This is a genomic window from Methanofollis tationis, assembly GCF_013377755.1.
GTDB lineage: Archaea > Halobacteriota > Methanomicrobia > Methanomicrobiales > Methanofollaceae > Methanofollis > Methanofollis tationis.
On the sequence record NZ_JABXWR010000001.1, the window covers coordinates 132,679 to 145,793 of the forward strand.

At 63.7% G+C, this 13,115-nt stretch carries 12 protein-coding genes; 8 read left to right on the forward strand and 4 right to left on the reverse strand.

Annotation, left to right across the window (positions count from 1 at the left end; translation table 11 throughout):
- Positions 1-34: 34 nt before the first annotated feature.
- Positions 35-1,306 carry a GNAT family N-acetyltransferase gene (locus tag HWN36_RS12195; RefSeq protein ID WP_176787399.1) on the reverse strand — a complete coding sequence of 424 codons (1,272 nt, stop codon included), beginning with the start codon at positions 1,304-1,306 and terminating at the stop codon, positions 35-37.
- Between the two features lie 516 nt (positions 1,307-1,822).
- A complete protein-coding gene (locus HWN36_RS00590; RefSeq protein ID WP_176787400.1) occupies positions 1,823-3,043 on the reverse strand; it encodes an aminoacetone oxidase family FAD-binding enzyme in 1,221 nt (406 codons plus the stop codon).
- A gap of 96 nt (positions 3,044-3,139) precedes the next feature.
- Between HWN36_RS00590 and HWN36_RS00595 the strand changes: the two genes are divergently transcribed.
- From HWN36_RS00595 to HWN36_RS00630, 8 genes are all read left to right on the forward strand, one after another.
- Positions 3,140-3,880: a SagB/ThcOx family dehydrogenase gene (locus HWN36_RS00595; protein WP_176787401.1), complete on the forward strand. Its 741-nt coding sequence runs from the start codon at positions 3,140-3,142 to the stop codon at positions 3,878-3,880.
- Between the two features lie 33 nt (positions 3,881-3,913).
- Complete coding sequence (locus HWN36_RS00600; RefSeq protein ID WP_176787402.1) at positions 3,914-5,314, forward strand: MFS transporter; 1,401 nt, start codon at positions 3,914-3,916, stop codon at positions 5,312-5,314.
- 43 nt (positions 5,315-5,357) lie between these two features.
- Positions 5,358-5,846, forward strand: coding sequence for an FKBP-type peptidyl-prolyl cis-trans isomerase (locus HWN36_RS00605; RefSeq protein WP_176787403.1), 489 nt, complete (start codon positions 5,358-5,360; stop codon positions 5,844-5,846).
- Between the two features lie 21 nt (positions 5,847-5,867).
- Positions 5,868-6,476: a class I SAM-dependent methyltransferase gene (locus HWN36_RS00610; RefSeq protein WP_176787404.1), complete on the forward strand. Its 609-nt coding sequence runs from the start codon at positions 5,868-5,870 to the stop codon at positions 6,474-6,476.
- A 74-nt stretch (positions 6,477-6,550) separates the two neighbouring features.
- Positions 6,551-6,907, forward strand: coding sequence for an STAS domain-containing protein (locus tag HWN36_RS00615; RefSeq protein WP_176787405.1), 357 nt, complete (start codon positions 6,551-6,553; stop codon positions 6,905-6,907).
- Entirely contained in the window at positions 6,904-8,265 is a 1,362-nt protein-coding gene (locus HWN36_RS00620; protein WP_176787406.1) for a PP2C family protein-serine/threonine phosphatase, read from the forward strand. Before HWN36_RS00615 ends, HWN36_RS00620 begins: the two co-directional genes overlap by 4 nt.
- 39 nt (positions 8,266-8,304) lie before the next feature.
- A complete protein-coding gene (locus HWN36_RS00625) occupies positions 8,305-8,670 on the forward strand; it encodes an ATP-binding protein (protein ID WP_218133231.1) in 366 nt (121 codons plus the stop codon).
- A gap of 14 nt (positions 8,671-8,684) precedes the next feature.
- Positions 8,685-9,974 (forward strand): STAS domain-containing protein, encoded by a 1,290-nt coding sequence (locus HWN36_RS00630; RefSeq protein ID WP_176787407.1) that lies wholly within the window; start codon positions 8,685-8,687, stop codon positions 9,972-9,974.
- A gap of 40 nt (positions 9,975-10,014) precedes the next feature.
- On the opposite strand, the gene HWN36_RS00635 is transcribed toward HWN36_RS00630, so the two are convergent.
- Together HWN36_RS00635 and HWN36_RS00640 are read right to left on the reverse strand one after the other, a co-directional pair.
- Complete coding sequence (locus HWN36_RS00635) at positions 10,015-10,416, reverse strand: fasciclin domain-containing protein (RefSeq protein ID WP_176787408.1); 402 nt, start codon at positions 10,414-10,416, stop codon at positions 10,015-10,017.
- A 475-nt stretch (positions 10,417-10,891) separates the two neighbouring features.
- On the reverse strand, positions 10,892-12,619 hold the full coding sequence (locus tag HWN36_RS00640; RefSeq protein ID WP_176787409.1) for an MBL fold metallo-hydrolase: 1,728 nt from the start codon (positions 12,617-12,619) through the stop codon (positions 10,892-10,894).
- Between the last annotated feature and the right edge of the window lie 496 nt (positions 12,620-13,115).

A 13,115-nucleotide genomic window follows, 5' to 3' on the forward strand; every position in this document is an offset into this window, starting at 1 on the left:
TCTGGATCACCATACCCCACCTGCACCCCATCCCTTATGGAGTCTTCCCCGGCCGCATCATCGGCTGCACGTTTGCGCCCTCCATGTCGCCGAGCGCAAAGTCGAACCGCGCCCGGATCGTCGGCGGGAGGTTGTCCTCGGGGACGGAGACGAAACCGAACGAACCGTAGAACCCCACCAGTTCGAGGGTGGAGTGCATGGAGAGCGTCTCGTTCCCGCAGGCCGCGACGAGGGCCTCGACCGTCCGCTTCGCATAGCCCCGTCCCCGGTACTCGGTCGGGGTGAAGACGCCGTCCACCTCCAGGCCGTCAGGGTGCGCCCGGCAGCGCGCCACCGAGACCAGGCTTCCCTCCACGAAGACGCCGAAGATCCGGTCTCTCTCTGGATCGCCTGTCTGCTGGTGGTAGTGCATCCATATCTTCTCTGCGAGCGAGAACTCATCTGCGTTGAGTTCCCGCACCTCGATCTCCAGGTCAAGGGCCGGGAAGATGACGCAGACCGAGTGACGCGCCTGTTTTGCCACGCCGGCGGCGACGCTCCCGATGGGAGTGTTTGTGATGTAGTCGGTCCGGCCAAGGCGCGGCAGCATGATCAGGGTGGCCCCGCTCTCTTCCGCGGCGGTGCAGATCCCCTCGACCGCCTGGCCCCGGGCGACACGGGTCTCGACCCGCACCCCGGCGGCCTCGAGGGTCTTTTTGAGGTCCAGGAGACGGGCTTCGGCGTCGCGGACCGCTTCCCCTGCCTCCCCGTTGCCGGCGACCACATGGAGGAGGACCACTTCAGGGACCCTGAGGCGACGGAGCATCGAGACGACCTGGAGGGAGGGCTTAGAGAAGTCGACCGGACAGAGCACCCGCGAGAAGGGGTCGGCCCCCTCCGGCGTGGTGCGGGCGATGAGCATGTGGGTCCGCGCCCGCTCCAGCACGCCGGCCGAGACGCTGCCGAGGAAAAAGTCGCTGATGATGTTCCGGCCACGCGCCCCCATCACGATCAGGGAGGGCCTGACCTCCTGCGCAACCGCCAGGATGGCCTCGGCGATGTTCCCCCCCTCTGCAACGGCAACGTGTTCGGTCACGGCAAGGCCGGCGCCGAGGAGTTGCTGTTTTTCCTTTGCCATTGCGGCCTCTGCGGCCTCTTTCGGCACTGCCCGGGGCCGACCCGGGATCCAGATGGAATAGGAGGTGTCTGCAGGATCGATCACGTAGGTGAGGACCACTTCCTTTGCCGTGGGGATCCCGGGGATGAGTGCCGTCGTTGCCTCTGAGGACCGGGAAAAATCAGTTGCGCACAGTATTCTCTCGAACATCGCGATTCACCAGAACGCCCTCTCATTCCCGGTACGCAAGGATACAGAAGGCCATTACTACGCAGATGGGAGGAGAAGGTACATAATACCGACTGGTCAGGGAGAAGAGAGATTATCCGGCTTTGTAGAAATCATCACTTTTCCGGATGCAAGGGTGAGTCATTCGTCTTCCCCAATCTTCGCGCCCGGGGGTTGCCCCTGACATGCGGGGAAGGGCAAGGCGGAGCGTCTGGCGATGAAAAATAATGGGTGGGCGTGCCGGCGTGGTTCGCCCGTCCCTGCCCCAATCGCAGGTCTGTGGGGCAGCATGCCCCCCCGGTATCGAGGCGGCGATCCTCTTTTTCGATCGCAGCGCACCGAACGACCGCCTTTCCCTCGCTGCCCCACGGGGGTTGCACTCCCGGACCCCCGCATGCGATTGAGCCGGGAAGGCCGGTGCGACGTCCAGAAGAGGAGCCCTGCCGTCCTGCACCAATCGCAGTTCTGCGGGCTGCAGGTCCCCCGGCAGGGATCTGTTCACCTTTTCAGCCGCAGAAGGATCGCGTCCGCCGCCAGTGCCGCCGTGGAGAAGGCCGCCTGGAGGTTGTATCCCCCGGTGTCGCCGTCGATGTCCAGGACCTCGCCGGCAAAGAACAGCCCGTCCGCGATCCTGGAGCCCAGGGTCTTCCCGTTGACCTCGTCGAGCGCCACCCCGCCCCTCGTGACCATGGCGATGCGGTATCCCCCGAGGGCCTCGACCGTCATCTGGTGGCCGGTCAGGATCTGGAGGAGGCGGTTGCGCGACGTCTTCGTGAGGTGGGCAGAGGTCGCCTCGGGCGGGATCCCGGCGAGGTCGAGCAGGCGCTTCAACAGCCGTTCCGGGAGGTGGAACGGCATGAGGGCGGTTTTCACCCGCGTCGCCCCGCACCCGGTCAGGGCCTGTACAACGTCGTTCCTCTGTTCTTCGGGCAGGAACGATACCCGCACCTCATCGCCCGGCAGGATATACCGGGAGGCGTTCAGGATCACCGGCCCGGAGAGCCCGTCATGGGTGAGGAGCAGGTCGCCGCAGAAACCGTCAACTTTTTTCCCCTCACGAAAGAGCGAGACGGTGCAGTCCTGCAGGGAGATCCCGGCAAGGTCAAAGAAGGGGTAGTCCCTGATCCGCACCGGGGTGAGGGCCGGGGCGGTGGCGGCGATCGTGTGGCCGAGAGACCGTGCAAAGGCGTAGCCGTCGCCTGAAGACCCGGTGGACGGATACGAAGCCCCGCCGGTGGCGATGAGGAGGAACGTCGAACGATACTCGCCGGCGGCCGTCGTCACGCAGAAGCCGTCGCCGGATCGTTCGACCCCGGTGACCGCCTCTCCGCACCTGATGGCGACGCCGTGCTTCCTGCAATCGGCGAGGAGAGCGTCGAGAATATCCTGGGCCTTCCGCGAGACCGGGAAGAATTTGCCGTCCTCCCCGGCGTCCAGGGAAATACCGCGTTCGGTGAAATGGGAGACGAGATCGGTATTGGTGAAATGCCTGAGCGCCGGCTTGAGAAACGCGCCTCCTTTCCCGTAATGGCTGAAAAATCCGGGAATATCCCCGGCATGGGTGAGGTTGCACTGGCCCGACCCGGTGATGAGCAGTTTTCTCCCGGGCTCTGCCATTTTTTCGAGGACGAGCACCCGCGCACCCCCTGCGCCGGCGCGTGCGGCGGCGAAGAGCCCGGCCGGCCCGCCCCCGATGATGATCAGATCGTAGTGCGTCACGGTTGCCTTCCTCTATCTCTTGACCCCGGGGCAGATGAGTCTTCTTCAGGGAGACGCACAATCTTTAATGCCGGTGGTGTGGCAGGAGGTGATCTGATGGGAACAGGACAGGAGTTCATCGAGAAGACGAGGTTCCCGTACCTCGGCCCCTCAGACCAGCGCCTCGGCAGAGCACAGCCTCCGCTGGAGAGAAAAGACAGCGGTGCGGGTCTTCCGCTCCCGCTCCCGGGCGAGGCCTGCCCCGGAGCAATCGACCTCACCGCTGCGATCGCCCGGCGGCGGAGCGTGCGCACCTATGCCACGGCAAAGATGCCGCTCGCCACGCTCTCCTATCTGCTCTGGTGCTCGCAGGGCGTGCAGTCGGTCGTCGGACAGGACTGGACGATCAGGTCGGTCCCGTCGGCCGGCGCCCGTCATGCCCTTGAGACCTACGTCCTCGCCAACCGGGTCGATGGCGTCGAGCCCGGCCTGTACCATTATGCGGCGCTTTCCAACCGCCTCTTCCGGCTCCAGGCCCCTGCGGATGTGGCCGACAGGATCAGGGACGCCTGCCTGAACCAGCCGATGGTCACCGACGCGGCCGCCTTCTTCATCTGGGCGGCCGACATCTACCGGATGACCTGGCGCTACGGCGAGCGCGGCTACCGCTACATCTTCATCGACGCCGGTCACGCCTGCCAGAACCTCTACCTCGCCGCCGAAGCGGTCGACTGCGGCGTCTGTGCGATCGGGGCCTTCGACGACGACGCCCTCAACGCCATCCTGGGCCTGGACGGGAAGGATATCTTTGTCATCTACTGCGCTGCGGCCGGAATGCGGGCCGGTGCAGAGGACTAAATATTTTCCCGCCCTAATCTGCTCAGACCATTCATGACCACCTCTCCCTCGTGCAGGAGTGCACCAATAGACCGGCGGTGCATCCTGGTGATCGCCACCCTCGCCTCGTTTTTAACGCCCTTCATGAGCTCGTCGGTCAACATCGCCCTCCCGCTCATCGGAGAGGAGTTCGGGGCCAACGCCGTCCTTATCGGCTGGATCCCGACCTCCTTCATCCTCGCCTCGGCGATATTCATGATCCCGATGGGCAGGCTTGCCGACATCCACGGCATGCGGCGGATCTTCTTCCCCGGCTTTGTGATCTTCACGATCGCGACGCTGCTCTGCGCCCTCTCCGATTCGACCTCTATGCTCATCGGTTTCCGCCTGGTCCAGGGGTTCGGGAGCGCCATGATCTTCTCGACGGCGGTCGCCGCCCTCACGGCCGTATACCCGCCGGGCGAACGCGGCCGGGTGCTCGGGATCAATGTCGCCTCGGTCTATATCGGCCTCGCCACGGGTCCGTTTCTGGGCGGGGTGCTGACCCATGCCTTCGGCTGGCGGAGCATTTTCCTTGCGGTCCTCCCGCTCGGCGCCGTCGTCATCCTCCTCCTCCTCAGGAACAGGGAGGAGTGGACCGAACGCAATCCCGATCACTTCGACCTCTTCGGTTCGGTGCTCTACGGCCTGATGCTCCTCTCCCTGATGTACGGCCTCTCGGTCCTCCCGGAGACGGCGGGATGGGGTTATATCATCTTCGGCATCCTCATGCTCGCCCTCTTCATCCGCCGGGAGATGCGCGTGGAGAGCCCGGTCCTGCAGGTGAGGCTCTTCCTTGAGAACCATGTCTTCGCCTTCTCGAACCTCGCCGCCCTCATCAATTACAGCGCCACCTTTGCGGTCACCTTCCTCCTCTCCCTCTACCTCCAGTACAACAGGGGTCTTGACCCGCAGGCCGCCGGGCTGATCCTGGTCGCCCAGCCCCTGGTGCAGGCGGTGCTCTCCCCGGCGGCCGGGCGGATCTCAGACCGGATCGAGCCCGGGATCGTCGCTTCGGCCGGGATGGGCGTGACGGTGGTCGGGCTTGCCATGCTCGCCCTCCTCACCGCGGAGACGCCGCCCGTCTTTATCGTCGGGGCCCTCGCCCTTCTCGGCCTCGGGTTCGCCCTCTTCTCCTCGCCGAACACCAACGCGATCATGAGTTCGGTGGAGCGGCGCTACCTCGGCATCGCCTCGGCCACCCTCGGGACCTCCCGCCAGGTCGGGATGATGCTCTCGATGGGGATCGCCATGATGATCTTCTCGGTGGTCATCGGGCGCGTCCAGATCACCCCGGAGTACCACGCCGCCCTCCTCTCGAGCGTGCAGATCGCATTCGCCCTTTTTGCCGCCCTCTGCGTCGCCGGGATCTACTTCTCCCTGGCGCGGGGCCGGGTGCGGAGCGAGGCGGCCTGACCACCATCTACCTTTTATCCCTTCACCTCCCAGAAACGAGGAGATGGCATCAAGGATCGCACTGGCGGGATGCGCCATACTGGCGGCACTGATCCTCGCTGCAGGGTGCACCGGGACACCCGGGCAGGAGACGGCTGCAACAGGGGATAATGTCACGGTCGAATATACCGGAATGTACCTGAACGGCACCGTGTTCGACACCTCGGTCGGCAGGGCCCCTCTCACCTTCATGGTCGGCGGGGGCCGGGTGATCCCCGGGTTTAACGATGCGGTCATCGGCATGGCCGTGGACGAGACGAAAGAGGTGACCATCCCGGTCGACGAGGCATATGGACAGCACCGGGACGACCTGGTCTTTTACATAAACAGCACCGACCTGCCGGCCGATACGGCGGTCGGGCAGGTGTTCCTGCAGAACTCGGCGCAGTTTAGAGTGGTGGCGGTGAACGAGACGACCGTCACCCTGGACGCAAACTCGCCTCTCGCCGGGCAGGACCTCAAGTTTACGATCAAACTGCTCTCGATCGAGTGACACCAGTAACCTCTTTTTTTTATGGCCGGGGAAGAATGGGAGCAGGACTACCTGGCCAGGGGAGAGCGCTGGGGCGGGGCGGTCCACGATCTCCCCGCGATCGGAGGGTGCGGGCGCCTCCTTGAAGTCGGGTGCGGCAATGGAAAGACGCTCGCTGCGATCGCCGCAAACAATGCCGGTGTTGTCGGTATAGATTGTTCTGCCGCGGCGGTCGCCCTTGCCCGCAGATCGGTCCGCGACGCCGCCCACCTGCTCGTCGCCGATGTGCGTGCCCTCCCGTTCAGGGGAGGAAGTTATGACGCCGTCTGCGCCTTCCATGTGCTGGGCCACATGGAAGAGGGAGACCGGAGGCGTGCGGCAGGGGCGTTGAGCCGGGTGCTCCGCGAGGGGGGACGCCTCTTTTTCCGGGGTTTTTCCACCGCGGACATGCGCTATGGTAAGGGGGCGGAGACGGAACCCGCATCATACCGGCGGGGCGACGGGATACTCACGCACTATTTTACCGAAGAGGAGGTCGCCGACCTCTTCTCCACCCTCGCCCCGGTGCGTCTCCTGACCCGGACGTGGCCCCTCAGGGTCAGGGGGACGGCGCACCTGCGCGCCGAGATCGAGGGGATCTTCCGGAAATAACCGGCGGTTCGGTGAGCATACGCCGTGCGCAGAAAAACAATCTACTTATGGTCGTACATGACACGCGAATAGCAATGACGAATGCCATCGGCATATCAGTGCATGCGGGCGAGGATGGTGCCGTCGTATCCGTAACAGGAAGGATCGACGCCTCTTCGGCCTGCCTCCTGGAAACAGAGTTTTCCCGGCTCATCGAAGGCGGCGAACGCACGATCATCGTCGACATGGGGGGGCTCGAGTATATCAGCAGTTCGGGTCTCCGGGTGCTCCTCGCGGCAAAGAAGAACCTGAAAAAGGTGGGCGGGGATCTCTCGATCGCCGCCCTGAAGCCGTTTGTGCGGGAAGTCTTTGAGATATCAGGTTTTTTGAGGATCTTTTCCGTCCATGACACGGTCGAGGAGGCCGCTCGCAGAAAGGGACAGAGAGGATGAACGTCGAAATACAGGATCTGCTCGTTCTCCTGCAGATGATCTGCGTCATCATCGTCGCAGCCTATTTCATCACCAGGACCGGGATCTTCACCGAAGTACTTGAACGGCGGCTTTCGATCAGGAACAGAGTGTACCTGATCCTGTTTTTCGGTATCCTTTCGATATACGGGACCCTGAGCGGCGTCGAAGTGCTCGGCGCGCCGATCAATGTGCGGGACCTCGGCCCGATGGTCGCCGGCATCTTCTGCGGGCCGGTGGTCGGTCTCGGCGCCGGGCTCATCGGCGGCGCCTTCAGGATGGGAATGGGGGGTTTCACCGCTGTCCCCTGTTCGCTCTCGACGGTCGTTGCCGGCCTTCTCGGCGGGGCAATCTATTACGCCCACCGGGGGCGCCCGGTCGCCGTCAAAACCGCCGTCGGATTTGCCGCGGGCATGGAACTGCTCCACATGGGGGTCGTCCTCGCCCTGGCGCAACCCTTCGACCAGGCCCTCTCCCTCGTGAACGGGGTGGCCCTGCCGATGATTCTTGCCAACGCCGTCGGGATGTTCATCTTCGCGCAGCTGATCGCCAACCTCCTTGCCGAGCGGCAGACAAAGGCCGAGCGCGACTCGTACCACGACGAACTCCAGCGGAAAAAGGCCGAACTCCAGATTGCCGCAGATATCCAGCAGACATTCCTCCCGAAGTCCATCCCGCCGCTGAAGGGATTCGACCTCTTCGCCGTCAGCTGCCCGGCACGGGAGGTCGGCGGCGATTTCTACGATGCGATCCGCTTAAGGCCGGACCATACCGGGCTTGTCATCGCGGACGTCTCGGGCAAGAGCGTCTCTGCGGCCCTGTACATGGCGCTCTCCCGCACGATCATCAGGGCGATGGCGACCTGGCACCCCGAGGTCTCGCTCGCCCTTGCCGATGCGAACACGATGATCGAGGAGCAGTCGGATTCGGGCATGTTCGTCACCCTCTTCTATGGCGTGCTCAATGAGCAGAACCGGACGCTCACCTACGCCAATGCCGGCCACAACCCGCCCCTCCTCCTTCGGGCGGGGTCGAACGATTTTGTCCGCCTGATGCCGACGGGTGTGGCGCTCGGCGCCGCCAGAGACCAGGAGTACGGGGAGGCGCAGGTCACCGTCCTGCCGGGCGACCTGCTCGTCCTCTACACCGACGGCGTGACCGAGGCGATCAACAGCAAAGACGAAGAGTTCAGCGAGGCAAGACTGATGGAGACGGTGCTGAAGGTGCGCGGCCGTTCGTCGCAGGAGATCATCAGGGAGATCAGGGATGGGATTCGCGAGCACGCGGGTGACGAGCCCCAGTTTGACGATATCACCCTGATGGTACTCAGGGGGGTGTGAACGATCGAGGAGATCGTCTTCGATGCGGTCATCTCGTCCCTGCCCGGGGCGCTCGCCGCGGTGACCGGGGCTCTCGAACGCCTCGGCGTGCCCGGAGAGGCCGTCCAGGCGCTTGAACTTGCGGTGGACGAGGCGGTGACCAATATCATGCTTCATGGCTATTCCTCTTCGGAATGCCGGATCTGGATCTCCTGCGGGGTCGAGGGCGGGGTGGTCAGGGTGCGGATCGAGGACGAGGGGGTGCCCTTCGATCCCACGGAGGCCGCGGAGCCCGACCTTGAGGGGGACGCCGATGAACGGCCCATCGGCGGCCTCGGCATCCACCTGATCAGGCGGATGACCGATGAACTGCGATACGAACGTGCAGGCGGACGGAACATTCTGGTCCTTGAAAAAATTCTGTGAATGGAGGGAGAGAGATGGAGATTGCAACGGAACGAATGGATGGCGTCCTCGTCATCGGGTTGAAAGGGCGGCTCGACGGCTACGCGGCGACGCAGGCGGCGCCCGAGATCGAGCGGAGCCTGCGGGACGACGACCGCTCGGTCGTCTTCGATATGGACGGGCTCACCTATATGAGCAGCGCCGGGATCAGGATCCTGCTGGCGCTCCATAAGAAGGTGAAGGCGAGAAACGGCGGGATCGCCCTCTGCAATGTGGGAGAGTACCCGCGGAACGTCCTCTCGATGGCCGGGTTCGACCGTGTCCTCCCGATCTTTTCGTCCCGGGATGACGCCCTGAGGGAGGTGCAGAAGCGCGAGGGTTCCCTCTCCCTGATCGCCGACCTGAAAAATCCGACGGTCGAGCGGGAAGGGGCGCGGTTCGGGTTCGAGCCTGCGTCCCGCGCCCCCGCCTCCCTGCGGGTGAAGGGGAGCCTTTCAACGCTTCTCCATGCCCGCATCAGGGAGGAGGACCTCAGCGCCGAGCGCCTCTCCGGGATCACGTATTCGCTCGGCCTCGGCGCCCTCGGGGGAGGGGTCGAGGACACGATGCCCTTCCTGGGCGAGATGATGACCCTGCACGGCTCGATGATCTGGCTCCCGACCGACGGCCACGATACGCCCGACTTTTTCGTGCCGGCCGGGGATACCGGGGCGGTCAGGGCATATACGGCATTCAACCTCTCGCTTGAAGGGGCGTTCAACGAGGTCGCCGTCGTGGAGGCGACCGGCGAGGAGGGGATCGCCCTCGACGCCCTGTACCGCGCCATTTTTGCGCTGGCGAAGGAGAGGAGGAAGGAGTGCCGCGGCGTTCTGGCGACGGCGATCTGGGGCGTCGTCGCCGGCGTCCAGAGCACCGGGATCAAACGGTCGCCGATCGCACAGGACGCACCCGCAAACGGCGGTTCGATCCTGGACCCGGAAAACTACGACGAGTGGATGGACGTCTGCACCGAGATGAAATACGACGGCTACAGCATCGTCACCTTCGGCATCGGCGTCGACCTCTCTGCCGACCTCTCGGGCTACGACCGGGCGGCGCTCGACGCCATCCACACTGAAGAGGCGGGAACGGGGGATCTGCATCTCCACAACCACGGCGTCGTATTCAGAAACGTGCCCTGGGACCCTGAAACCGACCTCGTGAGGGGGATCGAGCGGTGTCTTGCAGACGGGGAATTTGTAGATATGCGTCATCTGCTTGATTCAACGAGGATCCGCCGCGCAAAAGTGGGGATCGCCTATATCTCCGCGATCAAACAGGCATAATCTCTTTTTTCCGGAAAGAACTCTCTGAAAAAGAATGAGGTTATTTCGGCATCAGAACTGCGTCGATGACGTGGCAGACGCCGTTTGAACAGAGAACGTCCGGCTTGATCACCTGTGCATTGTTGACCTTCACACCGGCCTTGGTGTCGAACATGAGTTCTCCGCCCTGGACGGTTTTTGCCGATTTCATCTTCATCACGTCTGCCGCCATGTACTTGCCTGCAACGACGTGGTAGGTGAGCACCGATTTCAGACGCTCTTTGTCCTTGACTAGTTCCTCAACGGTGCCCTTCGGCAGTTTTGCAAATGCGGCGTCGTTTGGTGCGAATACAGTGAAAGGCCCCGGAGAATTCAGGGTATTTACGAGATCGGCTGCCTGTACGGCCTTGACGAGCGTGGTGAACTCGCCGGTTTCAATCGCTGTTTCTACAATGGTTTTCATCGATGGTCCCCCCATGGGATGTGGGATAATCGTGTTTACATTATTTAAAGACATTCCAGGTTGGTTTTGGTGTCGATTTGTTGCCTTTGCCGATTTAATTGGGGATTATGGAGGATTTGGCTTCGTTGAAACCATCTGATAGACTGATCCCTGGATGAACTACCCCGCGCCTGTTGGGTGGGGTCTTCCCGCTCCGCCCCCTTCACCCCCCGCAAGATAAAAAGAAAGTTTGGAGAGGGGCTGAAAGCACGAGTATTTTGGTACCAGATCAAGGAGATCAAGATCAAACTGATACTCCATAACCTCACGAAGGCGATTCAGGCGATCATGGTTGTTGTAGTAGGCGAGGAATTCAACAAAGCCGATTTTGACCTGATACTCCCGGCTCTATCTGACCCTCGCCTGTATGACTGCCCGGGGATACGGTTGAAGGACGGGCCGGAGAGCAGACCTGTCGTCCTCCACTCATTTGTATTCACCGGGAGCGCCCATCATCCCTGTACCGAAAACAGACCACGACCCTGGCGTCTCTGTCCCCGGTTTCCACGGTGCACCGGCCTCCGCAGCGCGAAAACCGCCGCTCGTAGATCCCGGCATAGGGCCAGTCCGGGTGCAGGGCGTCTGAGGTGACGGCGATCGCCGCTCCCTCCGGGGTGCCGGCGACCGAGATCTTCACCTCTTTCGCCCCGGCGGCGGCGAAGTCCTCGATGAGGCTCGTGATGCCGTCGCAGAGCCGTTCGGGATCGGTCATGACCGGCAGGGGGCGGGTGCCGACCTCCAGGCTGACGGCGGTCTTCTCGAAGAGGACGGGATTGGCGATCCGTGCGGCAAGGGCCGCAAGAAACGCCGATTCGTCCTCGACGGCATCGACCATCGCATCATCGAGACCGGAGGAGTCCCCAAACCCGGTGACAAACTGTTCCAGGCATTCGGCAAGGTCGATCTCCTCCCCGGAAAGACGCTCGTCGAGGCCGTAGACCGTGGAGAGGCAGTCGGTCAGGAGGTGCCGCGCCCGCCTGACCAGGGAGGCGTCGAGCACCGGGTCGCCTGCCCCGGCGCCGAGGGCCCGCTCGATCTTCCCCGCGATCTGCACGGCCTTGAGCACGAACTGGATCTCGAGTTTTTTCCCCGCGCCGACCTCCTTTGCAAAGGCAGAGAAGTTGGTGAGGAACTCATCGATGGCGTCGTTCTCGACAAGGTCGCGGTATTTCTCTGCCTCCTCCTCCTCGCCAAGTTCCTCCAGGTAATACGAGAGATAGTACAGCCTGCCCCCGATGACCGAGAAGAGTTTGCCTGCTTCGACGAGGAGGTCCCGGGCGTAGCAGACCGAGGCGTTGAGGCGGACGGGATCGAAGGCGCAGATCCCGTCGAGTTTTTTCGTCTCCCTCTCAAGGGCCGAAAGCGCCCTGAGGGTGTCAGGGACCGTCATCCCGCGGCCGTGGCCGTTCCAGCAATACCCGATCTCGCCGGACGCCAGGATCTGGCGGGCCGCACGGGCCGAGGCGCAGAGGTCGCCGCAGTTCCAGCGGTGCAGACCGGCGATCCCCGGACTGGCTGCAAACAGGATGTCCCCGATGAAGAGGTGCCCCCCTACCCTGACGAAGATAGAGTCAGGGCTGTGGCCGGGCACATGATACACGGTGCACTCAGCCCCGGACGGGAAGGTGATCCGCTGCCGGTAGAGCGCCGTCTCGCTATCGACCTGCACCCGATCGGCGTCGAGGCGCACGCTGCGGCCGCGTGCCTCCACGGTCCGCTCGCCCCCGCGGGCCCGGTCATCGGCGGTGAGGAGATGGACATCCACCGGCACCGGCCCGATCTCCCGGCCGTACATCTCGGCGACCGTCAGGCGCGGGTCGCCGGACTGGAGGGCCAGCGCCCCCTCTTCCTGGGCGAAGATCGCGATCCCCGAGGATTCGATCCAGTCCCGGTGGCCGATCACCCCGTATGCATGGTCCAGGTGGCAGTGGGTGAGCAGCACGGAAACAGCGCGGGGGCCTTCCTCGTTCACCGCACGGACCGCCGCCGCCAGCGATGCGATCTGGGCCTCGTCGGCGCCCGTGTCGATGAGGATGACCTCTCCCGGTGTCCTGACCACATAGGCGTTCGAACAGCAGACATCGGGGTATCGCGTGAACGGGAGTACATACGCCCCGTCGCTTCCCGGGATCTCGATCCAGTCTCCTTCCATCGGTCCACTCATCGCTGGAAGAGGATCAGACCTGCGCGGCAATATGCGCATCGAATGGAGTGGGGGCGGCAGCGCGGGGAAGCCCTGCTGAATGCGATTGAGGGGAGATCGCAGACCTCCTCTGCTGGTTCTCGCATCGGCCTTCCCGGTCCAATCGCACGCGGGGGTCCGGGGGCAGAGCCCCCGGCGCGGGGATGCGGGAAGGCGGTCGGTCGGTGCGCTGCGAACGAAAACGAGGATCGCCGCCTCGATACCGGGGGGCCTGCTGCCCCCCGGACCCCCTGCCGATTACGATTGGTGCGGGGATGGGAGTAGCCCCTTCAGGCCCTCTGCCGCCTTCCCGGTTCAATCGCATGTGGGGGTCCGGGGGTGCAACCCCCGGGCAGAGGCAGGCGTTGTGTGTGTACGGGAAATCTGGTTACGCCTCTCCCGGGGGGCTGACCGCCCCGCAAAACTGCGATTGGGGCAGGGGCGGGCAACCACGCCGGCACGCCCACCCACCATATTC

Bases quoted from the DNA above. Each gene is read 5' to 3' on its own strand.
- HWN36_RS12195 (WP_176787399.1), bottom strand. From the start codon at position 1,306: ATGTTCGAGAGAATACTGTGCGCAACTGATTTTTCCCGGTCCTCAGAG.
- HWN36_RS00595 (WP_176787401.1), top strand. From the start codon at position 3,140: ATGGGAACAGGACAGGAGTTCATCGAGAAGACGAGGTTCCCGTACCTC.
- HWN36_RS00600 (WP_176787402.1), top strand. From the start codon at position 3,914: ATGACCACCTCTCCCTCGTGCAGGAGTGCACCAATAGACCGGCGGTGC.
- HWN36_RS00605 (WP_176787403.1), top strand. From the start codon at position 5,358: ATGGCATCAAGGATCGCACTGGCGGGATGCGCCATACTGGCGGCACTG.
- HWN36_RS00610 (WP_176787404.1), top strand. From the start codon at position 5,868: ATGGCCGGGGAAGAATGGGAGCAGGACTACCTGGCCAGGGGAGAGCGC.
- HWN36_RS00615 (WP_176787405.1), top strand. From the start codon at position 6,551: ATGACGAATGCCATCGGCATATCAGTGCATGCGGGCGAGGATGGTGCC.
- HWN36_RS00620 (WP_176787406.1), top strand. From the start codon at position 6,904: ATGAACGTCGAAATACAGGATCTGCTCGTTCTCCTGCAGATGATCTGC.
- HWN36_RS00630 (WP_176787407.1), top strand. From the start codon at position 8,685: ATGGAGATTGCAACGGAACGAATGGATGGCGTCCTCGTCATCGGGTTG.
- HWN36_RS00635 (WP_176787408.1), bottom strand. From the start codon at position 10,416: ATGAAAACCATTGTAGAAACAGCGATTGAAACCGGCGAGTTCACCACG.
- HWN36_RS00640 (WP_176787409.1), bottom strand. From the start codon at position 12,619: ATGAGTGGACCGATGGAAGGAGACTGGATCGAGATCCCGGGAAGCGAC.